The sequence below is a fragment of the Desulfotignum balticum DSM 7044 genome (assembly GCF_000421285.1).
GTDB lineage: Bacteria > Desulfobacterota > Desulfobacteria > Desulfobacterales > Desulfobacteraceae > Desulfotignum > Desulfotignum balticum.
This window is the reverse complement of sequence record NZ_ATWO01000001.1, coordinates 3,775,369-3,800,079: the sequence shown is the minus strand read 5'-3', so window position 1 is coordinate 3,800,079 and position 24,711 is coordinate 3,775,369. Positions and strand designations below refer to the sequence as shown.

Here is a 24,711-nt window from a genome sequence, read left to right as displayed (position 1 = left end):
CTTGCAAAATGGCGGACAAAGTTATATAGAATTTTTTTGCAGCAAACCGAGTGCCGGGAGAATTCATGCATACCCCCCTTCATTACCAGGTGTCTGAATATGACTGTGTGCCCACGGCCCTGATCAATGCGGTGAGCTATCTGTTCAAACGAAAGCAGGTGCCGCCCATGGTGATCCGGCACATCTATCTGTACTGCCTGGATACCGTGGGCCGCAATGCCCGGTTCGGCATCGGGGGCACCAGCAAATACGCCGTCCGCCTGGTGGGCAACTGGCTGGAATCCTATCGGTTCAAAGATTTTGCCGTGCGCACCGTGTTTCTGGAAAAAGAGGCGGTCCGCCTGGACTCAGACGGGCCGATTCAGGACTGCCTGGATCAGGGCGGGGTGGTGCTGTGCAATATTAGGCTCACCCGGAAGGAAGAGCATTATATCATGATCACAAAGATTGCGGATGACTGGGTGTACGGGTTTGACTCCTATTTCCGCACCGCCATCAGAGGAATGAAAGGACATGTCAGCATCCTGGAATCAGGGGACGGTCGGTCTCCCAATCTGAAAATCAGACTGTCATGGCTGGATCAGCCGGACTGCCGGCGGTTCTGCCTGGGGCCTGTGGCCCAGCGGGAGGCTCTGCTCATGTGGCGGATGACCTGATATGTCACATAGATGCCGGCCAGAGATCGTTTTTTATAGTTCCCATGGATTGATGAATTTCAGTTTTTCAATTCCGGTAAAATCTTTGACATTCCGTGTGGCCAAGGTCAGATCGGCAGTCAGGGCGATGGCTGCAATTTGTGCATCTTCTACACTTATCGGGCGCCCTTTTCGAGTCCTTTGTGAAACAATCAGTGCATAAACCTCAGCGGCTTCGCAATCAAAAGGCAGGCAGCGCATGGCAAAATCATTCTCAAACATCTGGGATGCCGCCCCCACCAATGCCCATTTCTTTTTTCCATCCGGTAGAAGCGCAAGTCCTAATAAAATTTCACTCAAAGTGACGGCACTGATCCAAATGTCGGTTTCGGGCTGATCATCAAGCCAGAAAACCACTTTAGAGTTGGGCATGGGCCGCATCAATTCAGATACGATGTTGGTATCCAAAAGGATCACAAGGGAGTTTCCAATTCAGATAATGTTGTATCACGCGGATAAGATCTTTGAGGCAGATGCAATTCAATACCACCCAATTCTGAAAACCGCTTGGCGATACGCGTGCCAATTCCTTTTGCGCATCGCTCTTCCAATAAATATTTCCTGAGAATTTGCCTGGCTTCTTCTTCCATTGATCGGTTATTTGCGGCAGCCACAATGCGTAATTTTACCTTAATGGATTCATCGATATTTCTTAACGTCAGACTGGCCATTTTAAAAATGCTCCCGGTTTTTTATTGGAATAAAAGATAATCATGCGTTCATTGTAATCAATGCATGCAAAGCCTGTCAATTGAAAAAATTGAGCGGTTTATCCGGAAACTAGCAGGATCTGCATATCCATGACATTGGTGCGGGTAGGGCCGGTGATCAGCAGATCATCCAGTGCCTTGAAAAAGGGGTAGGCGTTGTTTTCATTCAGATGCTTTTCTGCGGACAGCCCCAGGGCCTTTGCTCGGGACACCGTGTTTTCATCGGCAAAGGCCCCGGCCGCATCTGTGGGGCCGTCCGTGCCGTCTGTGCCCGCGGACAACAGCAGAATTTTTTCTTCCCCGGCCAGGGCCAGGGCACCGGCCAGGGCCAGTTCCATGTTCCGGCCGCCTGAGCCATTCCCTTTGATGGTGACAGTGGTTTCACCGCCACACAGCAGACAGGCCGGGGGTTTTACCGGCCGGCCGAACCGCCGGACTTCCCGGGCAACGGCGCACAGCACTTTGGCGGCTTCTTTTGCCTCCCCCTGGATCATGGATGACAGCACCACCGGCGTGAACCCCTGATTTTCCGCTTCTATGGCCGCAGCACTCAGGGCATCGGACAGGCTGCCCACCACCTGGTTCGTAACCCGGGAAAAGATAGGATCACCGGGTTTGGGCGTGTCAGGAATTAGGCCGTCTATGCCGGACCGGATATGGCTCCGGACCGGTTCAGGCACGGAATCCCAGATCCCGTGGCGCTCAAGAATGGCCCGGCACTCCCTGAAGTGTCCGGTGTCCGGGGCGGTCATGCCGGAACCGATGATATCCAGGTCATCGCCGATCACATCGGACAGGATCAGCGACACCACCCGGGCCCCGTTGGCAGCCGCGCACAACTGCCCGCCCTTGATTGTTGACAGATGCTTGCGGATGGTGTTGATTTCGTGGATCGTGGCCCCGCACCCCAAAAGCTGCCGGGTGGTATCCTGCTTGTCCGCTAAAGAGATGCCGTCCGCCGGTGCCGGGGTCAAGGCTGATGCCCCGCCTGATATCAGGCAGACAATCAGGTCGTCCTTTCCTGCTTCCGATACCATGTCCAGCAGGGCTGATGCGCCGGCCACACCGGCTGAATCCGGCACCGGATGCCCGGCCTCCATTCTCCGGCAGTGTTTCAGGGGCAGGCCGTGTCCGTATTTGGTGACCACTATCCCGTCGTGGATACGCGATCCCAGAATTTGTTCCACCTCACGGGCCATGGCTCCCGATGCCTTGCCGGCCCCGGCCACATAAATATGCCGGATCTGATCCAGGTCCAGGTCAATTCCCCCGATCCACAGCCGGCCGTCGGAAAGATTTAAATGCCTTGCCACACAGACTTCGGGCATCACCGCTCGAATTCCGGCGTCAAATATGGCTTTTGAAATTTTTCTCATTGGATTTTCAACATATTATCGTTTTGGCTTCGTCATCGGAAATTTCCGGTAATTGAATAATTTCAAGCGTTGGAGATCAGAATTTAGGGGGTGAAATAATCAGATAGAACCGGCACGGTTCATCCTGGATGTTTTGCAGTTTGTGGGGCACAGAACTGTCAAAATAAAGGCTTTCTCCGGCTGCCAGATCGATGGTTTCATTTTCGTACACCACCTGCATGCTGCCTTCCAGGACAATCAGGCATTCTTCACCGTCATGGGGCAGCAGGTCAGCGCTGGTGGCGCCCCCTTTTTCCAAAACACCGATATGGATGCCCATTTTTTTTTCCTGGTCAGAATGAATGATCTGATAAATCAGGCCGTCATTGGGAAAAACCGCCAGCCGGGACTCGTTCACTTTTACTTTTTTATGGGCCGGGGCAGAATAATCAAGAACCAGGAAAAACAAAGGTACCTCTAAACAAATGGCGATTTTTCTCAATGTTGACAGGGATGGATCCACTTTGGCGGATTCAATCTGGCTGAGCATGCTGGGAGAAATTCCTGCCTTGCCCGCCAGTTTTCTCAGAGACCAGCCTTTTTTCTCCCTGTATTGCTTGATTCGTTTTCCCTCTATCACCTGAACTGTCTCCATAGGGTTTGCCGCCTGAGTGTTCCAGTGGTCATATCAGCGGGTATCGGCCCAGTTTTCTGGCAGTGTCATACAAAGCCAGGACATTGTCTTCCGGAACATCCGCCTGGATGTTGTGCACCGAGCATATCACCAGTCCGCCGCCTGATCCAGCATTTTTAATCAGATGGGCCACTTCGTTTTCCACATCTTTGACCGTGCCGGACGGCAGCACCTGCTGGGAATCAATCCCACCCCAGAACACGAGCCGTTTGCCATACCGTTTTTTAAGGGATGCCGCATCCATGCCATGGGCCCGGACCTGGACCGGATTGAGGATATCAACCCCCACATCGATGAAGTCATCCAGAAGACTGGACACTGCGCCGCAGGAATGCCAGAAAACTTTTGCATCGGTTCTCTGCTTGATGAACCGGATGATTTTTTCCTGGCGGGGCTTGATAAATTCCCGGTATGTGGCCGGTGACATCAGCGTGGTTTTCTGGCCGGCCAGATCACCGCCCTGAATGATCACATCCAGGTATTGGCCGCACACCCTGAGTACATTATCCAACAATCGCATGTGTAAAGACAGGGTCTTGTCCAGCAGCGCGTGAACAAATTCTTTGTTTGCCACCATATCCATGTAAAATCGGTCCATGGCCCGCAGTTTCCAGGCTCGTTCAAACCAGGTCTCCCAGGCAAAACATCCCACCACACCGTATTCTCCTGCTTCAGCGAGTTGTCTGGCCTGTTCTTCTACCCCGTTAAGATATCCGGGATCATCCGGGTCCGGCCAGGTATGAGATGCCAGATCATCCACTGTGGCATTTCTCAGGGGGCTGTCAACCAGATTGTAATAAAGCGAATCCTCGGGCATGAGAAACCCGCATCCCCATTCATCCGTGACATACAGGCCTTTTTCCGTCCTTTGTGGTTCAAACCGCCAGAATTCGGAATCGCCAAGGTGAACATACCGGGTGTCCACTCCGAGCCGCTCCAGCACGTCTTCATCCGGTTTCACATTCTGCCGCAGCCAGTCAAATGCGACGGCTGTCCGCTGGATGCCCAGTTTTTTGAGCAGCCGGTCGTAGGTTTTGACACTGATGGTGGTCACCCACCCCCCCAGGTCCAGCGGGACACGGTCCGGTTCTTCATGGTTTATGGCGGCGGTGAATCGTTCTTTACTGTTCATTTTTACTCCTTGGAAAAATAGGATGCCCTGTGCCTATCCAAATACAATTTCCGGCAGCCACAGGACCAGCTGCGGAAAAAATGTGATCAATGTCAGCGAGATCAACAGTGGAATCAGAAACGGGGTCACTGCTTTCATAACCTGGCTCACACTCAGGCCGGATAAATCACTGAGCACATACAGGCCCACCCCGAACGGCGGGGTCAGAAACCCGATGCACACATTGAGTACTTCCACCACGCCCCAATGCACCAGATCGATCTGAAAAGCGGTCAGCACAGGCAGTATCATGGGGGTGAACACCAGAATGATGGCGCAGATATCAAAAAAACATCCGGCAACCAGAAACACCAGGTTCAGGATGATCAGCACCACCCATTGCTGGTCCGTGGTGGCCATAATAAAATCCCGGATAAGGGCCGGGATATTTTCCATGGTGACAATCCACCCGAACACCGAGGCCGCTCCCATGATGACCAGTATCAGAGCGGAGGTCACAGCCGAACCCACCATCATTTTCAACATGTCTTTCAATTGCAGGGTGCGGTAGACGAAAAAAGAGATGACAAAGGCATACACCACCGCCACAACTGCGGCTTCCGTAGGAGTGAAGATGCCGGTGACAATTCCTCCCAGAATGATCACCGGGGTCATTAAGGCCCAGACGGACCGCCTGAAACTTTTCCAGATTTCCGCCCAGGGAGCCCGGTTTGCATCGTAAGGATATTTGCGGCGGACTGCATAAAAATAGATGGTGACCATGATGGCGAGTCCCATGACCATTCCGGGGATGGCCCCGCCCACAAACAACCGGCCCACTGATTGCTCGGCGATCATTGCATACAGGATCATCTGGATGCTAGGGGGCATGATGGGACCGATAATAGAGCTGGCACCGGTCACGGCCACGGCAAAGGATTTGTCATACCCTGCCTTGGTCATCATGGGGATTTCAATCTTGCCCAGACCGGCGGTATCCGCGGTGATGGAACCACTCATGCCTGCAAAAATCATGGACGCCACCACATTGACATGGCCCATAGACCCTCGGATATGGCCCACCAGCGAACGAGACAGATTAAACATCTCTTCAGTGATCCGGCCGGAGTTCATGATATCCGCCGCCAGGATATACAGGGGCAGTGACAGCAGTGGAAAAATCTGCAGACTGCCCAGCATCCGATGGGCCAGTATGATCATGGGGATCTCTTTGAGGAATGTCACATAGAAAAGGCAGGATAAAAGCAGAGAAAACACCACCGGCACCCGCAGGGCCATCAGAATCATTAAAACCGAGATCAAAATGATGGCATTCATAAGACACAGCCCCGGTCCTGGTCCGCTGTTTCAGGAAAGGCGGTCTTGTTTTTCAACAGGGCAATCAGGTGCAGTATTTGGTAATACAGCATGATAACAAACCCGCAGATCATGGCCCAACCGAACCAGGATTCCTTTATCCGCAGTGCCGGGGTGGTGGCATGGGCCAGCCGGCCGGTAAGCTGCCAGCTCTGGTAGATCATGATACACAGCATGAGGATAACCAGTACGCCGGACAGGATTTTCATGAACCGGCCCACGGGGGCAGGGCAGATATCGCTGAACAGGGTGATGCACACGTTTTTGTCCTGACGCATCAGGATAGCCCCGCCCAGAAAGGTCATCCAGATCAGTCCCATCACCGCCACCTCTTCAGACCAGAACAGCGGGGCATTGAAGACATACCGCATGATCACTCCCACAAACAGAATGGCAACAACGGCGCCCATGATCAACCCGATGGCCCAATCCAGCAGCCCTGCCAGTTTCCGGTTCAACCCCTGTAAACCCATGATACCTCCCGGGTTATTTGTTTAGTTTTTCGAGCAGGCCTTCAGACCACAGACCGCTTTTTTCAAGTTCTTTGTGAACCATGCCGGCTTTCTGTGTCCATTTGTCCCGGTCGGCAACCGCAAAAGTGACCCCGGCCGTTTCCATCTGCTGCTGGGCTTCTGCTTCCAGACTCTGTCCATAATCCACAAACCATTCAGCGCATTCTTCGCTTGCCTGGCTCAATACTGCCTGGTCTTCGGGCGACAGCGTCTGCCATTTGATATCGGAAATCCAGGTGACGTCATAGAGCTGCATGAAATCCAGTTTGGTGCAGAAATCCAGCTGTTCGTAGAATTTTTCATCCCTTACCTGGACGATATTGTGAACCATGCCGTCCACGACTTTCTGGGACAAAGACAGATACACATCCCCCCAGGCCAGGGGAACTGCGGTAGCGCCCAGACCATTCCAGGTATCCACCAGAGCTTTTGCCTGCCAAACTCGCAGCTTGACGCCGTTCAGTTCTTCAGGGATCATGATTTGTCTTTTCTGGGTCCACAAATGAAAGGCCGGCCGGAATGCAAAGCCAGGCAATGTGCGGATACCGGTTTTTTTGCGCACCCTTTCTCTGACTTCTTTGATATATTCGCTGGATTTGAGTTCCTCTCTGGAAAACATGAAAGGCGTACCAAAAATTGCGTAATCCTTGTCAAAGGTATCCATGAACGATTCCGCTTCCTGAACGATATCAATGGTACCCATGCTCATTCCCTGGAGCAGCTCCTTGATGTTGCCCAGCTGCTGGGCCGGATAGATATCTACGGTGATTTTGCCACTGCTTTTTTCCTTTACCAGTTCTGCGAATTTTTGGGCTTTCATGTCAAGCATGCCACCGGGGGCCGTGATATGGGCCAGTTTCAGTACGACATCCTTGGCAAAGGCATTATTTGCAAACACCCCCACAACACAGATTAAAACGATTGCTAATACTTTTTTCATACTTAGTCTCCCTTCACAGAGTGTTAATAAATACTAAAAAGCGTTTATCTGGAATAATTTTATTTGTCAATATATTTTTATGAAAATGTCGGTTAAAAGTTTAATTTTTTTATATCTAATTGAAATTAAAATATAATTAAAAATTAGTAACCATATGTCGTGAATTTAACTGTTTAAATGAGATGAACAACGAATTGGAAGAAAGGGTTCGGTTCTTTTCAAATCCGGAACCAACTCATCAGCAGAATCTGCATGTCCGTGACATTGGCGCTGGAAATGCGCACCTGTTTTTTTATCCAGGCATCAGTGCCACTGCCCGGACACCTGCTTCAAATATGGCGGTTGCTGATTTTTTGAGTATCATTGGATCAGACCATCATCTAAAATCGGTTGAAAATAATACAGGGCAGTCCGTTCAACGGGACGGTTTCCCCGGGGAAAAACGATTCACCTCTTCAACGCCTTTTTCACCTTCACTGCGAGATCTTTGTTGGAAAAAGGCTTTTGAATGAAATGAACATCTGCATCCAGAACGCCGTGATGGGCGATGACATTGGCCGTATATCCGGACATGAAGAGCACTTTCAGTTTCGGGTATTCCGCCTGGAGTTTTTCAGCCAGGTCCCGGCCGTTCATCTCCGGCATGACCACGTCGGTGATCAGCAGATGAATTTCACCGTCATGTTCGTTTGTCAAAGCGACGGCCTCACCAGGGGTTTCCGCGGTTAGGATGTTGTAATCCAACTGTTCGAGGATTCTTTTAGTCAGCGTCAAAATGGAGGTTTCATCTTCAACAATCAGCACGGTTTCACCCGATCCGGCCGGAGTTTCTTCGGCTGAATCCGCTTCAATCCGTCGGACGACATCATCATGACGTGAGAAATAAAGCCGGAAGGTGGTCCCTTTTTCAGGTTCGCTGTAAACATTGATAAACCCTTTGTTTTGCTTGACAATGCCGTAGATCACCGACAGCCCGAGCCCCGTGCCTTTGCCGATGGGTTTGGTCGTGTAAAAGGGTTCGAAAATATTGTCCAGCGTTTTCCTGTCCATGCCGCGCCCGTCATCGCTGACAGCCAAAAGGACATATTCACCCGGAATAAATCCGGCATGGTCAGCACAATACGCGTCATCAAACCGGACGTTATCGGTTTCAATGGTGATTTTCCCTACATCAGAAATGGCATCCCGCGCGTTGACACACAGATTGACAAGGATCTGGTTCAGCTGTGAAGGATCCATTTTTACCGGCCACACCCCGGGTTTCGGTTTCCAGGAAAGGTCAATATCTTCGCCGATGAGACGGCGGATCATCTTGAGCATGCTCTCCACGGTTTCATTGAGATCGAGCACTTTCGGATCGATGGTCTGCTTTCGGGCGAATGCCAGAAGCTGCCGTGTGATATCCGTGGAACGTTCCGCCGCTGTCAGGATCTCCTGCAGATCAGCGCGCAGTTCATCTTCAGGATCTATTTTATCAATTCCTAATTGTGCATACCCGATGATGACACTCAGCATATTGTTGTAATCATGGGCCACGCCCCCGGCCAGCCGGCCCACGGATTCCATCTTCTGTGCCTGGAGCAGCTGGGACTGGAGCTTCTCATGTTCAGCCTCGATGTTTTTCCGTTCAGTGATATCAACGACCGTTGTGATGAAATAAAGCGGGTTTCCTTTGTCGTCACGCCAGATAGCGACACTGACATCGGCCCAGAGGAGGGTGCCGTTTTTGTGGACATAGCGTTTTTCGAAACGATCCGCCCGCTTCTCTCCGGCCAGCAGCGGGCGGATTATCTTGTCAGTCTTTTCAATATCTTCAGCCGGGGTGAGATCCTGCCATTTTTTGCCTTTCAGCTCATCCTGAGAATATCCCAGAAAATCGGCATAGGCTTTGTTGGCATTGATTTCCCCCGTGGGCAAAGTGATCGATTTGCCGACATTCGAGGCTTCGAAAATATACTTGAACCGGGCGAGGCTTTCCTGCAGGGCTTTGGTTTTTTCAGCGACCTGGCGGCGCAACAGCCACGACCATGTGACAGCGAGCAGGATGATAACCAGAAGCGGAATGATGACGATTGCCGAGTACCGGAGCGCATCGGCCAATGAGGTGGGCGTGTCCCGGTAAACGCGGAGCCACTTGTCATGGATTCGCCGGTATTCACCCGTGTTGTCCAACGCCTTCAACCCCTCGCTGAACTGGGCCAGCAATGCTTTTTGGTCCTTGGCCGAGGCATAGCAGTACTCGGCTGCAACAATTGTTTTTTTGCCAATGACCACATCTGACCAGCCGTGTTTGTTTGTCAGGTAATGGGCCGTAATCAAAGACACGAGTGCACAGTCGTGTCTGCCCTCCCTTAATTCGCGCAGCGCTGTTTCCTGATCAGACACGGCAACCACCTGGTTGTCCAGGTCGTTTTCGATGACAAAATCATGCAGAATATCGCCTTGCTCGACAACGATGCTTTTTCCGGAAAGATCCCTGACTGATTCCGGTGCCGGACCCTCGCCGTTTCTCACGACCGCCACATAGTGACTGACGGCGTGGGGCTGGGAAAAGTCGAATGTCAGATCCCGGTCCGGCGAATAAAACATGCCCTGCATCACATCGATTCTGCCGTTTTCCAGGGCCTCGAGCCGTTCTGTCCACCGGCCGAGCCGGATATCGATATTCAGGCCCATTTCATTGGCAATGGCCCGTGTCAGATCCACGTTGTATCCCGCGGGCTGACCGTTTTCATCCAGGAATTCATAGGGCGGAAAGTTCCGGTCCCCTCCCACAACGATGGGTCGATCCGAAGGCAGCTGCATGGCGGCAAACCACTTGGAATGAAGGTGACGATACGTGCCGTCCGCCATGACGATGGCCAGCCCCTCATTGAGCAGCGCAAGGGTGTCACGATCCCCTTCAGGAACGGCAAAACAAAAGTCCTGCTTGAACCCCTTGATCGGCCGCTCTATGACGTGCAGGTCCGTGAGCCCGGTTTTCTGTATCAGGCGCAGCGCCACCAGTCGCTGGGCCACCACGGCGTCATACCGGCCTTCGGACAGTTCCTGCAGGGCGATTTCAAACGTGGGGGTGGTATGAATTTCAAGCCCCCGATCCTTTCGTTTTAAGAATTCTTCGGCGTTATCTCCTTTCATCACAGCGACCCTGCGTCCGCGCAAATCAGAAAGATCCCTGATGCCGGTCTCATTGTCACGTACCACGATAGCCCCGTGCAAAGACATGTACGGCACTGTGAAATCAAACAATGCTTCCCGCTCAGGCGTGCGGCCGACCAGGGGAAGTGCATCGATTTCAGCGTGTTCCAGCCAGGTGCGGACGTCTGTCCACGGTCCTGTGCGAAAGGTGACATCCCGGCCCATGACGGCCAGTGCCGCACGCATCAATTCAACGGAGAAACCATTTGCTTTTCCATGTTCGTCAACAAAACTGAAAGGGGGATAGTCGACTTCCGCTCCTGACCGGATCGTTTGCCTGGCGGCGGTATCGGCTTCGCCGGCAAAAACAGGATTAGAATATGGGGAAATGAAACCAACCCCAATAAGAGCGGCTGCAATCCACAAGATACAATATACTGTTTTTAGGTGGTGTTTTTCTGTCATGACGTTTTTCCCGGCTATGCTTCCCTAAATTGACAAGCAATATGAAGTTGCCAGCTCAATCTATCAGACAGGGTACTGCTGGTGATAGGTAATGTCAATTGACTTGTCAGATGTCTTCAAAAAAGGACTGACATGTTGGAGGATACCGGTTGCTATTACATTTTTAAAATCATGAACACATACTCCCCGTCATTGAAATCAATGGTCAGGTTGGCGCCTCGGCCTTCGGCGTAACGGATCCAGAAGGGGCGATCCGATACCCCGCATTCATAGTCCGGATAGGATTCGCCGGTTTTGCTGTTTTTCCATGACAGGATCATGGGGGCATCGCATTTTTCAAAAGCCATGTCTTTGGCCATCTGCTTGGCGGATGAGAAATTGAAGGTATCTTCAGTGATAGTCATATGGATGGTTTCCGGGGTCTGGTTTTCCGGATTGATATGAATCTGAGCCATGTCAGGCCTCCTGTGAGGATAGGGTTTCCGGGACGGCGGCATGGGTACCGTGATTGCCCGTTTAATAAAAATGTAATACAACATGAAAAAATTGCCATGAAATATTTTTAAACAGGAGTAAAAGGATGATCGATTTTCAAGGACAGACCGCCCTGGTGACCGGTGCGGGTGCCGGCATCGGCCGGGCCTATGCCCTGGAGCTGGCCCGGCGGGGGGCGAACGTGGTGGTCAATGATATCGGCCGGACCCGGGACGGGCAGTTTTGTGCCGATGTTGTGAAAGATGAGATCCGGGCCGCCGGGGGGGAGGCTGTGGCCAGTCATGATTCCGTGGTCACGCTTTCGGGCGGGCGGCAGATGGTTCAGACAGCCGTGGACCGGTTCGGTGGGCTGGATATCCTGGTGAACAATGCCGGGATCCTTCGGGACCGGACCTTTATGAAGATGACGGAACCAGAGTGGGACGAGGTGATCAGCGTGCATCTGAAAGGCGCGTTCTGCGTGACCCAGCCGGCGTTGCAGCAGATGAAGCCGCAGCAGTATGGCCGGGTGGTGTTCACTGCCTCCACATCCGGCATGTACGGCAATTTCGGCCAGTCCAACTACGGGGCCGCTAAAATGGGGATCATCGGGCTGATGAATACCCTGAAGCTGGAGGTGACCCGGTATGGCATCCTGGTGAACACGGTGGCCCCAAACGCAGATACGGGCATGACAGAAGGGGTGTTTCCCGAGGATGTGGCCTGCCGGATCAAGCCCGGTTTCAACGTGCCTCTGGTGGTGTATCTGTGTTCCCGGCACAATCCGGTGTCCGGCAGGGTGTTCACCATGAGTGCGGGCTGGTTTGCCCGGTCCGCCATGGTATCGGGTAAAGGGGTGTGCATCGGGGATACCCGGCGGGACATTGCAGCGGAAGAGATCCGGGACCGGTTCCACGAAATCTGCACCATCGATCAGGTCCGGGAGTTTGACACCTGTGGGGAGATTTACAGTCTGGGCCGGCCTTTGACCGGGCGGTGAATTCGGCGGCATATCCGTGGGATTTTGCCGAACGCCTGTGAAAAAGCCGGTAAAAAGGCGGGTGGAAACGCCGGCAGAAACACGCTGGGGTGCCGGATCATCCTGCCGGCACCCCAAGTGGCGGTTTTCAGTTGCCCAGTGTATCGGCGGCAACGTCTTTTTCCAGGTGTTCATTCCATTTTTCGCCCCAGAGATCCGGGACGGTTTCTTCCACCGGCACAATGGACTCCCAGCTGATGCCGATTTCCGTGAAGATGTCTTTCAGGTCCTCTTCGGAAGGGGCCAGCCAGAGGCAGTAGCGAACCCCTTTTTCGTCATTGTAATAGGTTCGGACCCAGGTGGCGCTTTCCACGGCCGCCAGTTTCCGCCAGTTTGCCTGAACTTCCTCGCAGTTGATGCCGGGATTGTTGTGAACCATCATGTATTTGTTTAATTTACTCATGGCTGCTCTCCTGTGTTTTGGGTTTTTGTCGGGTGTCGTTCATTGACGTTGACAATACTAAGTACAACAAGCATGCCACAAAAAAAGGAAATACTGATAAATGTATCATAACTATTTGATATTAAATTGTAATTTATTTTATATCGTCACATCTGCCCATGGTAATTGTTTAAAATTGACATCTGAACAACCGTTACTTATAATGGGTTAACCGTCAAGTGGCGCCACCGCGGCGCCACTTGACCCCCTTAATCAGAAACCGGATGATCAGCCCATGAAACATATCCACCAGGAAATTCAGAAAAACGAACTGGTCAAACTGCTGCTGGAAGCCATCGGAGACGGCGTTTTCGTGCTGGACCCCCATGGCCGGATCGTGGCCTGGAACCCGGCCATGGAAGCCATCACCGGGTATGCATTCCAAGAGATCAAAGGAAAGCATTGCCGCATTCTGAAATTCAACCAATGCTTTGGCCGGGACCGTCCCTCGGGCATCACAGACTGCGGGATTCTGAAAACCGGCAGGGTGGTGCCCGCAGAATGCCTGATCACCCACAAGCTCGGACATACCCTTTCCATCACCAAAAACGCCCGGGTCATTAAAGACACCCGGGGGGAAATCATCGGGATTGTTGAAACGGTCACGGATCTGACCGAGCTGAAAAAAACCCGGCTGAAGATGGAGGAAGCCACCCGCCGCTTAGGCGAACTCAACCGGCTGGGAGGGATCATTGCCAAAAGCCGGGTCATGCAGAACGTATTTTCCTTTATCAAAGCCTCGGCCGCCAGCGACACCTCCATTCTGATCCAGGGGGAAAGCGGTACAGGCAAAGAACTGGTGGCCGGCGCCATCCACTCCATCGGGGAAAGGCGGGACCAGCCCATGGTCACGGTCAACTGCAGTGCCCTGTCTGAATCCCTTCTGGAAAGCGAACTGTTCGGCCATGTCAAAGGGGCATTTACCGGGGCCGGCCAGGACCGGATCGGCCGGTTTGAGCAGGCGGATGGCGGCACCATATTTCTGGATGAAATCGGGGAGATCTCCCCGTACATCCAGGTGAAACTGCTCCGGGTGCTCCAGGAAAAAGAGATCGAACGGGTGGGCGACTCCCGGAAACGCAAAGTGGATATCCGGGTGATCACCGCCACCAACAAAGACCTGAAATCCCTGGTGGATGCAGGAACCTTCCGGGAAGACCTTTATTACCGGCTCAAGGTATTTCCCATTTTTCTGCCGCCGCTGCGGGAACGCAAAGAAGACATTCCGCTGCTGATCCGTCATTTTATCGATCTGAACGACAAGACGTCCGGTAAAGCCGTCACCGGCATGACAAAACAGGCCATGCAGGCGGTCATGGATTATCACTGGCCGGGCAACATCCGTGAACTGGCCAATGCCGTCGAACATGCGTTTGTGCTGTGCACGGGCCGGGAAATCGTTATCGAAGACCTGCCCCTGGAAATCAGACACGGGAATGCCGGCCCCAAAGATGGGACACCCCCGCCGCCGTCAGCCCCTCCGGGGGTGTCCGTGCCCAGACCCGGACACCGATTGACCCGGGAACGCCTGGTGGCCATCCTGCATGCGGCCGGGTGGAACAAGGCGGAAGCAGCCCGGCAGACCGGATTGAGCCGGGCATCCATCTGGAAATACATGAAAAAATGGGATATCCCCATGCAGCCGGAATAAGCGGATAAGGAGAAACAGGTCATGATTTCCATTTTCGGGATTGCGGTTTCATCCCTTGAATGATGAACGTCCGTTCGGTCTGCCGATTCCGCACATGAGAGGACGAGTATTCTCATCGCCGGTTGATCCTGGCCAGAACGTCCTCTGCCGGGGAGGCTGTGAGCAACCCTTTTTCGTATGCTTCGATCCTGGATTCAACCTCTTCTGTCCAGGCAGTATCGATATGATTGTCCTCTGAGACATCGAAACTCTGAAAAAGACGTCGAATCAACTCAGCCCTCTCAATGGGCGGCAGGGCCAGCGCATCATTGAGCACTCTCTCGATTATAGCTGTCATATAGTCCACCTCGCCGTTCTTTTGATTTTATTTAAGTATAGCCGACAACACGCAGCTTCGCAACCCGGATTTGTGATGGCGAACACTGCATTCCAGGGGCGGCATGCCCCTCGCCGTTCCCTCGACGTGAACGTTTTGTACATCTGTTTTTCCAAATAAAAAAGTTGTCACCACCGGCCTTTGGTGCAACGGATCCGGAAAAGGGGTGTGATGGTATTGAATTTTTTCCGGCAGTTGTGTAAAATAGGGCTGAATAAAATATTGAAACTGCAAAGGAAAATCAGATGCCGGAATCCAATGAATTTCTTGAAGGAATTCAAGAAGACCTGAAACAGATCGTCCAGCCCTTTCAAAGGGATCTGAACCAGAAACAGAAAAAAGCGGATTTTATCCAGCTGTGCATCCGGTGTGCAGGAAGAGATGATTTTCTTCGCCTGGATGAACTGCTCCGAAGTAAACCGGCGGAGGAGATCTGCCGGGATGAGGTCCTGGCATCCTGCGGCCCTGTGTTCGAGGCCCTGGGGACCTATGCCCACGAACAGGTGGAACGTTACCGCATGGATCTGATCGATGATTTGACCCGGCAGTGCGAAGAAGCCGGGCTGTCCGTAGAGATGGATTTTCCCCGGTTTACCGTGTTGAAAGGCATTGACGGGGAGATCGATTTCAGCAGCCGCACCACCAAGATCAATAAAAAGGTGCTCAAATCCATCGACCCCCGGCGGATCCTCACCGCAGTGCTCCGGCTGAAAAAACAGCTGTACGATTCCCCCTATGATCCGGTGCAGTTCATCGATTCCCTGTGCCGGGTCTACCTGGAAATTCTGGAAAAAGAGGACCTGCAAGCCGGACGGCCCGTGCCCATGCAGACTTTTTACCTGGCCTATGTGATTTCTCTTCAGCCCAAAACATTTTTCCAGAACATGGACAAGGGGAAATTCAGAGGGTACAGCCAGGACCAGTTCTCCGTGGACCTGTGGCGCTATTTTCAGTCCGGCACCGGGGGGACCTCGGACGGTTATGACCTTCAGCTCACCCCGGGTCGGAATAAAGCCCTGTGGCTTCTGGACCCGGAAGGGGAACTGCGCCAGATCACGGCCATCTCCTTTCACAATAAACAGGCATCCGTGTCATGATCTCTCTGGAAGCCCTCGAAGCGTTAGAGCCGTTCCAGGCCCGATCCATCATCGAGGAGCTGCGCAAGGGAAGCGTGCCTGTGGAATATGTCCCGGTATTCACCGTGGGCCGGCAGAAGTGGCTGTCCTATATTGAGGATGATCTGGACAATTATATCGCAAAGGGCGGAGCCAAGGTGCGGTTCATCAGCGGGGATTACGGGGATGGAAAAACCCATTTCATGTCCGTGGTCCGGCACCTGGCCCTGGAAAAGGGATTTGCCGTCTCCTTTGTGGTCCTGACACGGGATGTGCCCATCCATAAATTTGAAACCGTTTATCAGGCTGTTGTTCGGCAGCTCAGGGGAAATTTCACCGGCACCGGGATCCGGGCCCTGCTGACCGCATGGCTGGACCAGCTGGAACAGGCCCCGGGCAAAGGACAGGGGCCGGATGCCGGGCAATCTTACCAGGCCTTGGCCGGGCAGTTTAAAGAGATCCCGGGAATGGACATCAGTTTCGCCAATGCCCTGGCCGCCCTGGTTCACAACCGGTTTGACCCCTTGGCGGAAGGGGAGGACAAAGCCCTCAGGGATGCGGACAGCGAAATTCTCATGCACTGGTTTGAAGGGGGCAAGGTCACCAAAAAGGAACTCAAACCCTTTCAGATCTATGAGTTTCTGAACAAGGGCAATGCCCGGCAGTTCATGAATTCTTTGATCCTGTTTCTGCGCCATACAGGCCACCAGGGGCTGATCCTTCTCATGGACGAGATGGAGACGGTGGTGACCATGAGCACAACCATCCGTAACGCCGCCTATGAAAATGTCCGGCTGTTCATCGACAACAGCGAGACGGCCCAGTATCTGCACCTGTTTTTTTCCATCATCCCGGATGTGCTGCTGTCGGAAAAGGGGTTTAAATCCTATGATGCCCTGTGGAGCCGGGTCCGGTCCATCGGCGATGCAAAGCGCCTCAACTATCGGGGCGTGCTGGTGGACCTTCACCAGACCCCGCTTCAGACCGAAGAACTGCTGGATCTGGGCCGGGCCTTGCGGACCCTGCACGGCACCTCCTTTCGCTGGCATCCCGAAGAGATGGTCACAGACAGCGTGATGGAGCAGATCTGCGACAGCCAGAAACGGATGGGGGTGATCAGCGAGGTCCGCCTGTTCATCAAGCAGCTGATCAGCATCCTGGACCTGGCGGAACAGGGCACGTCTCCCAGGGACATGGACATGGCGCGCCAGATGGTGGAAACCCGGCAGCAGATGGAAGCGGAAAAAATGAAACAGATGCAGCCGACCTGGGATTCTTAAGCCATGATGGACCATATGGATGCCCCGTCGTTCAGGACCCTTGTCAACGGCACAGACAATTTTTCTCTCCGGCGGGCCGTGGAGCGGATCAGGGATGGGCTGTTCGACCCGTTAGGGGTTCAATGGCTCACCTCGGGCAAACAAAAGCTGGACCAGGTGTTCGACCAGGGCGTGGCCCGGCTTGAAACGGGCCAGCCCTGCCATGTGTGCATCTGTGGGGCTTATGGACAAGGCAAATCCCACAGCCTCGCCTATCTCAAACAGCGGGCCCTGGCTGAAAATTTCGTGGTCAGCAGTATCAATCTCGATCCGCGGCAGACCCCGTTCCATGATTTCAAAGCCGTGTACCGGGCGTTGATGGGGGCCATGACCTTTCCGGACGGGCAGAACAGCGTCACAGATGTCTGGAAAAAGGCAGCGGATCACTGGCTGAATCAACCCGGCAACCGGGACAAAACCCTCGAAGATCTCATCCCCGAAGACCTGCCCCACCGGTTCAGGGCTATTCTGGCCGCCATGGCATCTCCCAACATGGATATTCCCCCGGCCAAACGGAAACTCAAAAAGCACGGCCGGTTCAGGCCCCGGGAATTTCCATGGATCCTGAAAAATGCCCTCATGGGAAAGGAGATTCCGGCCCATCGTCTTCAGGCGGTCTTCCATTACCGCCAGGTGCCGTTTTACAAAGACCACTCCCTGGTCTGCAACGATCCGGCTCAATATTTGGTTGCCGTCAAGGGGCTGGCCCGGTTGTTGAAGAAGATGGGATACAGGGGCTGGATGGTGTTGTTTGATGAGGGGGAATCCATCGGACAGACCCGCATCACCAGCCGCAGCAAAAGCTATGAACTTCTCCATAAATTCATCTGTCCCGACACCGGAAGCCGGGGTCTTTTCCCGGTGTTTGCCTTTACCCATGATTTTTTCACCCTGGTGGCGGAGGAACCCTATGACCGGACCCGGGCGCCCAGGGGATGGAAAAGCAGCTCCGCAGCATCGGGACGGGAAAACAGCCCCGCAGCGCCGGAACCGGTCCCCTGCTTTGCGCGCAATTACCACAGGGCCTGGAAGCAGGATCTCAACATCTACCTGCTCCAGGATCTGTCGGCCCGGGACTGGCAGGACCTGATCCGCAGGCTCGTGGTTCTCCACGGCAACGCCTATGCATGGGAACCGGACAAAGAGACCCTGAAACAGGAAGCTGCCCGGGTCCTGTCCAGGCACGGCCGGGCCGAATCCCGCATGAAACTGCGGCTTCTGGTCAACCACCTGGACCTGGAACAGCAGAAACAACCCTGCTGATTCCCATGGTCCAGGCCCCCGATCCACTGTTACTGCTGCCCAACACCTTCCGGCCCTTTTACGGATCATTCACCCATCTGCACCCTGTCCAGGTGCAGGTCATCCAGCCCATCCTGGCGGGAAAAGACCTGATTCTCCAGGCCGCCACTGGTTCCGGGAAAAGCGAAGCCGTGCTGGCCCCCTGCCTGGAACGGGTGATCGCTTCAGGCAGGGTCCACGGGGTTTTGTACATCATTCCCACCCGTGCCCTGGCAAAGGACCTGATGCGGCGGTTCGAATCCATGATTACCGAGCGTCTGGGGCTCACCCTTGCCATCCGCACCGGAGATCTGAAACGGGCCGGGAAAAAACGGCCGGATATCATGTTCACCACCCCGGAATCCCTGGATGTGATGCTGGGAAGCGCCAATAAAGGCCTGAAAAGATTTTTGTCCCGGGTGGGCACGGTGATCATCGACGAAGTCCACCCCCTGGTCCACCAGTACAGGGGGCGGCACCTGGCTTTTCTGTTCACCCGCCTGTCCAGAAGAACCCGGGCACCGGTCCAGAAGATCGCCATGTCCGCCACCATTGCCCGGGTCAGGGAGGTGATGGATTTTTTCGATTTCAGACCCGAAGCAACATCCATTGCCGTCAACATAGATCGCAGAATTTCCGCCCGCCTGGTTCATTTCAAAAACGGCGATACCGAGATGATTGCCCTGCTCAACGACCTGTACCATGCCTGGAACTACAAAAAAATTCTCATCTTCTGCAACAGCCGGTCCGCATGCGACCGGCTCTCGGGTATCCTGGGCCGCTCCGGAGTGTTCCGGAATGTCACCGAACTCCATTACTCCAACCTCAAGCCCCGGGAACGCAAAAAGGCAGAGGACCGGTTCCGGAAAAACCCGCATGCCCTGTGCATTGCCACCAGTACCCTGGAACTGGGGATCGATGTGGGGGATGTGGACGCGGTCCTGTTGTTTGAACCCCCAGGGTCTGTATCTTCCTTTCTGCAGCGCATCGGACGGGCCAACCGCCGGGAAGGTGCTATCAATTTCTGGGGGATCTGTTCCGGAGAATCCGCCGGCACCCAGGTGGTCCGCTTCCTGGCGCTGCTGGAACTGGGACGAAAAGGCAAAATCGAGGCACCGGTTCCCAAGGAACTGCCAAGTGTCCTCAGCCAGCAGGTGATCTCCTGTCTGTATGAAAAAAAAGAGATCTCCCTTGGTGCAATGCAATCCCTTTTCCCGGACAAAAAAAGTCTGCTGTCCACCATTTTCACATCTCTTGAAAAAAAAAGATGGCTTCGTCCCTGTCCCCGCCCCGGCCTGGTCCGGGGGGGCTGGCAGTACCGGGACCATTTTCTGGCCTATAAGATATGGGGAAATTTTCCCGAGACGGAAAAAGAGTACCTCCTGGAGGTCTCCGGGGAAACGGTGGCAGACATCCCCCAGTCCATTGTCTCCCAGATGGATGCGGGAGACCGGGTCCATCTTTCGGGCCGGCGCCTTGAGATTCTGAAAATCCAGGCAGAAGGGGATCCCGGGAAAGTGGTGGCATGCCCATGGGCCGGAAAGGGAGAAAAAGACCTGGTCTGGTCGGGTCTGGGGCCGCGTGTGTCCTATGAAGTGGCCCGGGCCATGAAGCAGATCCTCACTTCCGGTGCCATGCCCGATGACAGCGGCCTGATGACCCGGACCAGACAATTGCTCCGCCATGAACAGGCGTTTCATGCAAAACCGGTGGTACTGGCCAACGGCATCGCCGTGGTCCCGGGCAGGAAGGCACGGTTTTGTTTTTGCACCTTTCTGGGTGCTGCCGGCAACCTGGTGCTGGAATGGGCCATCCGGGACCATTTCCAGGATGAGGACCTGGAGATCGCCTCCAGTGAAACCGGGGTGGAATGTTCCCAATGGATCCGGTTTGAAACACTGACCCTGCCCGTTGAAAAAAACGCCTTTCATGCCTGGATCGCATCCCACTTCAAGTCGGTCCGGGGCCTGGTTCCCCTGAGCATTTTCTGGAAAACACTGCCCATGGCCCTGATGGTGGAAGAGATCGCTGATTTTTTCTTTGACCGGCGTGTGGCAGAGGCTTTTGCCCGGTATCTTGCATCCAGCTCGGATATTGTTTCCGGTGATATGGCAGATTTTGCAGGGCCTCACCCTGCTGTGGAAAAGGCGGATGAATCCGCAACCTGGGAAATCGATGCCGGTGCATCACTGCTGGACAGAGAAAAACAAAAAGTGCCGGCATCAGAGGCGTTTCCTTTTTCATCTCCCCGGTGGCAACGTTCCTGTTTCGAGCCCGGCCGCCCCCTGACCGCCACCATGGTCAGCGATTATTTTTATTTCGGCCAGTGCGGCCGCAGGTTCTGCCTGAAATACCTGGGCCTGGACCACCCGGTTCAGGATCAGGACGGCCTCATGGACCTTGCCCGGGACCAGGGTATCCGCCACGAACAGACCATGCTGGCATCCCTTGAGGAACAGGGGGAAATCCTGGTCGCCCCGGCACCGGAAGGGCCGGGTGGATCCCTTTGGGAATCGGGCCTGAGACTGCTGGAAGAAACAGTAACACAGCTCATTGCCGGAAACGGGCCGTCCGCCCGGCGGGTGTGGATCTCCCAATGCGGTCTTAAAACAGGCCTGCTGGTGCCGCAATTTCCTGACATGGATGCTGTGGGGATCCCGGACCTTCTGAAGCTGTCATTGGAACCGGTGGATGACGGATCCGGCACAGACAGGGGCGGGCACCCGGTGGTGATCGAAGTTGGCGACATCAAGCGCAGCCTTGATCCCCGGTATCATCAGAAATGGCAGGTGGCGTTTTATGCGCAGGTTCTGGAAAAAATGATAACAGAGCGGAGGATTCCGGCCCGGGTCTCGCACTGGGGATTCATCGTTTCACCACAAACCAGGGACCGATCCCTGACAGCCGGGAAGATCCACAGGTTCGATTTAATCCCTTTCCTGGCCGCCTTTCCCGGCCTGTGTCACACCCTGGGCCGGATCCTGGCAGACCTGCCGGCCCATGCAGACCACCGGCTTCAAACCCGCTGCACGGCCTGTTCCGGGTTTTCCGGCTGCTATGCCGGGGCCCTTGTCCGTGAGGAAATCCAGTTTCTGCCCGCATTGACCCGGGGAGAACTGATGGCACTGAGGCAGCTGGGCTGCACCACCCTGGAAAAGACCGTCCGGGTATTGGAAAACATGACAGATGGCGGTGAGGAAGGCCCTTTGGCCATGAAACCCCGCATTTCCCCGGGACGGCAAAAGAAACTGGCAGGATGGTGCCATGCCTTTTTAACCAACCGCATCCGGCTTCACGAAAAAAAGACCCACCTGTTTCCGGCCAACCTTTCCAGGATTTTTTTCATCCATGTGGAAACAGAGCAGCTGAGCGGGCAGCCCCGGGTCCTGGGGTGGCAGGTGTGGGAGCCGGATACCCGGCAGGTGGTTGAATCCCGGGTATGGACCATGGAGAGCCATGATGCGCGTTGTAAGGTGTGGAAAATCTTTGCCGGAAAATTGGCACAGCATTGGGAGGAAAGCATCCATTCAGGTTCGGGACCCCATATTTTCCATCTGGGTTCCCAATCTCGCAGAGCACTGGTCCAGTGGGCCGGGCAGGCACCGGAAAATTCATGTCTTTTTCTCTGTCAGACCCAGCCATCGCCGTGGACAGATCTCAAACAGGTATTGACCCGCCATTTTACCCTGCCGGTACCGGGTGCACTCTCTTTTTATTCCCTTGGCCATGTGTTTGGATGCAAACACTCTCTGACACCGCCTTTGACCCTGTTCCACCAGAGCGGCAACACAGCCGGAGACCCGGCGGCCCTGGAGGTGAAACAGGGTCTTGCCGTCATGGCAGATATCTTTGAAAAAGCGGTGTTGCGCCTGGAAAGCTGCTGGATCCGGGAATGGCCGGCCAAAGACCGGACAGATAAACAGGTGGCACCCTATATTACTTTTATCCAGGAAGAAAGCCGGTTAAAAGACGCGGATATCCAGATGCTCCAGGAACAGCCCCTGGCAGAACGGATGCAGCGGTTCCGGTCCCTGGGATTTCTGAAATTTCACCATGCCCGCCTGGATCACGACGGGCGGTTTCTCCATATCTTTAAACTGTCGCCCCGAACCCTTCCGGCCAAGTTCCGCCAGGGGGATTTCCTCAAACTGGTGCCCCACGGCATGGCCGATATCCAGGGCGGATTTCCCGTCATCCTGGCTGAATATGACATGGAAGCCGGAGAGGTGGGGCTCCTTTCCCGGTCCGGCAGGCTGCAGTGCCACAAAGAACTGTTCTATTCCCTTGAAGAGGATATGGACGACTGGAACCGGGAAAAGATGGTCCATGCCGCCACTGCCCTGTTTTCAGATGAAAGATATTGCCATGTCCGGCAGCTGCTGGCAGGCGATGCCCTTCAAAGGCAGCCGGCATCATCCCTTGACTGGGTGAAACAATGGCTGTCCCGGGATGACCACGGGTTGAACCCTGCCCAGCAGCAGGCCCTGATGCTGCCGTTTCAATACCAGACCAGCCTGATCCAGGGACCGCCCGGCACCGGGAAAACCCATCTTTTGGGGTGGATCATCATCGCCCTGATACTTGAGGCCCATGATGCAAAAAGACCGCTTCGCATCGGGGTCAGTGCCCTGACCCACCAGGCCATTGACACGGTGTTGAAAAAGGTGGTGCTTCTGGCCGACCAATATTTGCCAGGTATGTTCCCGGGCCAGTGTGTCAAATGGGGGGAAAACAGATCCCCTGAAACCAACCCGTCCGCCCCTGGTGGAGAAAACGGAAATTCCGGGAACCTGCCTGCCCCGGCTGTGGAATATCTCAAGGATGCCAGTGACCTTCCGGCCCGGCCCTGGCTGATCCTGGGCGCCACCGGATACGGGTTTTATTCGCTTTTCAACAGCAAAGACAAGGGATTTCCTTTGGCCCTTGACTGGATCATCTTTGACGAAGCCTCCCAGGTGCCGGTCCCCCAGGCCCTGCTCAGCCTGATTTACGGCAGAGGAAACTTTTTGTTCCTGGGGGATGAAAATCAGCTTCCCCCCATTGTCATGGGAACCTACGACGATGAAGAGAACAGGGAGGAAGGAAAGGACAGAGAAAACGGAAAGGACGGGGTTCGGTTCAGCGGTTCCATCCTGTCCAATATCTGCAACCAATATCCTGGGTGCCACCAGGTCACCCTGAATACCACCTATCGGATGAACCGGGAAATCTGCGCGTTTCCTTCCAAAATCTGGTACAGCGGTGTGCTTTCTTCGGCCCCGGGCGTGGACCGGGCACGGCTGTGCCCGGGGCCTGTCAAGGAAGAATATAAGGACCCCTTGGGTGACGGCCCGTGGTTCAGCCGGATCCTGGATCCGGAGAAACCGGTCACACTGGTATTGACCGACCACCAGGGATGTTCCCAGAAATCGGATGAAGAGGCAGATCTCATGGCCGCACTGGCCTGCCGCCTGATATGCGGCCACGGCTTTCCCCCGGACCGGATGGCCATCATCACCCCCCACAGGGCCCAGAACAACGAAATCCGCAAACGGCTTTCAAAGATGATCTCAGACACGGGTCTGACTCCGAAGGGCTTTCAGCTCCCCCTGGTGGACACGGTGGAGCGGATCCAGGGGGCAGAGCGGGATCTCATCCTCTTCGGGTTGACCGCATCGGATCCGGATCATTTGACCAGTGAATTTCTGAACAGTCCCAACCGGCTCAATGTCGCCATGACCCGGGCCAGAAAAAAGCTGATCATCGTCGGCAGCCAGGCCTTTTTTTCAATGATCCCCCATACGGAATCCCTGCTGGCGAAAAACAGCTGTTTCAAGCTATTGTTGTTCCATTGCCGGGAAAGTAATGCGGTTTTTTCAGACGTGAACTGCCGTTGCTCAAAGGAACACCTTCAACATTCATCAGGCATTGGCATTTTTTGAAAAAATAAAGATGCAAAAAAGGCTTGATTTTTTAATCGATAAACGGTTTAAATTCAAATGGTTTTATTTGCTTTTTCATTTTTCAATTTTTTATAG

19 protein-coding genes are annotated in these 24,711 nt (G+C 54.2%); 7 read left to right on the top strand and 12 right to left on the bottom strand.

The annotated features are described in order from the left end of the window. Positions 1-65 precede the first annotated feature (65 nt). Entirely contained in the window at positions 66-656 is a 591-nt protein-coding gene (locus K365_RS0119115) for a hypothetical protein (RefSeq protein ID WP_024335875.1), read from the top strand. 33 nt (positions 657-689) lie between these two features. Here the strand turns inward: K365_RS0119115 and K365_RS0119110 are convergent, their stop codons facing one another. The 10 genes from K365_RS0119110 to K365_RS0119060 form a co-directional block, all read right to left on the bottom strand. After that, the gene (locus tag K365_RS0119110; RefSeq protein WP_024335874.1) at positions 690-1,112 is read right to left on the bottom strand and encodes a type II toxin-antitoxin system VapC family toxin; all 423 of its coding nucleotides are present in this window, start codon (positions 1,110-1,112) and stop codon (positions 690-692) included. Next, complete coding sequence (locus K365_RS0119105; protein WP_024335873.1) at positions 1,109-1,366, bottom strand: FitA-like ribbon-helix-helix domain-containing protein; 258 nt, start codon at positions 1,364-1,366, stop codon at positions 1,109-1,111. Before K365_RS0119105 ends, K365_RS0119110 begins: the two co-directional genes overlap by 4 nt. Before the next feature lie 98 nt (positions 1,367-1,464). After that, positions 1,465-2,781 carry a glycerate kinase type-2 family protein gene (locus K365_RS0119100; RefSeq protein ID WP_024335872.1) on the bottom strand — a complete coding sequence of 439 codons (1,317 nt, stop codon included), beginning with the start codon at positions 2,779-2,781 and terminating at the stop codon, positions 1,465-1,467. 76 nt (positions 2,782-2,857) lie between these two features. Further along, positions 2,858-3,415: a cupin domain-containing protein gene (locus K365_RS0119095; RefSeq protein ID WP_006965538.1), complete on the bottom strand. Its 558-nt coding sequence runs from the start codon at positions 3,413-3,415 to the stop codon at positions 2,858-2,860. A 28-nt stretch (positions 3,416-3,443) separates the two neighbouring features. Further along, the gene (locus tag K365_RS0119090) at positions 3,444-4,586 is read right to left on the bottom strand and encodes a uroporphyrinogen decarboxylase family protein (protein ID WP_024335871.1); all 1,143 of its coding nucleotides are present in this window, start codon (positions 4,584-4,586) and stop codon (positions 3,444-3,446) included. A gap of 33 nt (positions 4,587-4,619) precedes the next feature. Beyond that, positions 4,620-5,903, bottom strand: a complete 1,284-nt coding sequence (locus K365_RS0119085) for a TRAP transporter large permease (protein ID WP_006965541.1) — start codon at positions 5,901-5,903, stop codon at positions 4,620-4,622. Continuing rightward, positions 5,900-6,415: a TRAP transporter small permease gene (locus K365_RS0119080; RefSeq protein ID WP_006965542.1), complete on the bottom strand. Its 516-nt coding sequence runs from the start codon at positions 6,413-6,415 to the stop codon at positions 5,900-5,902. Before K365_RS0119080 ends, K365_RS0119085 begins: the two co-directional genes overlap by 4 nt. 13 nt (positions 6,416-6,428) lie before the next feature. Continuing rightward, on the bottom strand, positions 6,429-7,394 hold the full coding sequence (locus K365_RS0119075) for a TRAP transporter substrate-binding protein (protein ID WP_024335870.1): 966 nt from the start codon (positions 7,392-7,394) through the stop codon (positions 6,429-6,431). 447 nt (positions 7,395-7,841) lie between these two features. Then, complete coding sequence (locus K365_RS0119065; protein WP_029725554.1) at positions 7,842-10,997, bottom strand: transporter substrate-binding domain-containing protein; 3,156 nt, start codon at positions 10,995-10,997, stop codon at positions 7,842-7,844. Between the two features lie 155 nt (positions 10,998-11,152). Beyond that, complete coding sequence (locus K365_RS0119060) at positions 11,153-11,452, bottom strand: AF1514 family protein (RefSeq protein WP_024335868.1); 300 nt, start codon at positions 11,450-11,452, stop codon at positions 11,153-11,155. A gap of 125 nt (positions 11,453-11,577) precedes the next feature. Here K365_RS0119060 and K365_RS0119055 point away from each other — a divergent pair, with 125 nt between their 5' ends. Continuing rightward, complete coding sequence (locus K365_RS0119055) at positions 11,578-12,471, top strand: SDR family oxidoreductase (protein ID WP_024335867.1); 894 nt, start codon at positions 11,578-11,580, stop codon at positions 12,469-12,471. Positions 12,472-12,598: 127 nt separating this feature from the next. Here the strand turns inward: K365_RS0119055 and K365_RS0119050 are convergent, their stop codons facing one another. Further along, positions 12,599-12,913 (bottom strand): DUF4242 domain-containing protein, encoded by a 315-nt coding sequence (locus K365_RS0119050; protein ID WP_006965547.1) that lies wholly within the window; start codon positions 12,911-12,913, stop codon positions 12,599-12,601. 274 nt (positions 12,914-13,187) lie between these two features. Here K365_RS0119050 and K365_RS0119045 point away from each other — a divergent pair, with 274 nt between their 5' ends. Then, positions 13,188-14,603, top strand: coding sequence for a sigma-54 interaction domain-containing protein (locus K365_RS0119045; protein WP_024335866.1), 1,416 nt, complete (start codon positions 13,188-13,190; stop codon positions 14,601-14,603). Positions 14,604-14,715: 112 nt separating this feature from the next. Here the strand turns inward: K365_RS0119045 and K365_RS0119040 are convergent, their stop codons facing one another. Next, positions 14,716-14,940, bottom strand: a complete 225-nt coding sequence (locus K365_RS0119040; protein ID WP_024335865.1) for an addiction module protein — start codon at positions 14,938-14,940, stop codon at positions 14,716-14,718. A gap of 284 nt (positions 14,941-15,224) precedes the next feature. On the opposite strand from K365_RS0119040, the gene K365_RS0119035 reads away from it, so the two are divergent. Genes K365_RS0119035 through K365_RS0119020 form a run of 4 tightly spaced genes read left to right on the top strand, consistent with a single transcriptional unit; the run spans position 15,225 to position 24,615 of the window. Next, positions 15,225-16,076 carry a hypothetical protein gene (locus tag K365_RS0119035; protein ID WP_024335864.1) on the top strand — a complete coding sequence of 284 codons (852 nt, stop codon included), beginning with the start codon at positions 15,225-15,227 and terminating at the stop codon, positions 16,074-16,076. Beyond that, on the top strand, positions 16,073-17,374 hold the full coding sequence (locus tag K365_RS0119030; protein ID WP_024335863.1) for a BREX system ATP-binding domain-containing protein: 1,302 nt from the start codon (positions 16,073-16,075) through the stop codon (positions 17,372-17,374). Before K365_RS0119035 ends, K365_RS0119030 begins: the two co-directional genes overlap by 4 nt. 3 nt (positions 17,375-17,377) lie before the next feature. After that, positions 17,378-18,676, top strand: a complete 1,299-nt coding sequence (locus K365_RS0119025) for a BREX system ATP-binding domain-containing protein (RefSeq protein ID WP_245569209.1) — start codon at positions 17,378-17,380, stop codon at positions 18,674-18,676. Positions 18,677-18,681: 5 nt separating this feature from the next. Next, a complete protein-coding gene (locus K365_RS0119020) occupies positions 18,682-24,615 on the top strand; it encodes a DEAD/DEAH box helicase (RefSeq protein ID WP_024335861.1) in 5,934 nt (1,977 codons plus the stop codon). Positions 24,616-24,711: the final 96 nt, after the last annotated feature.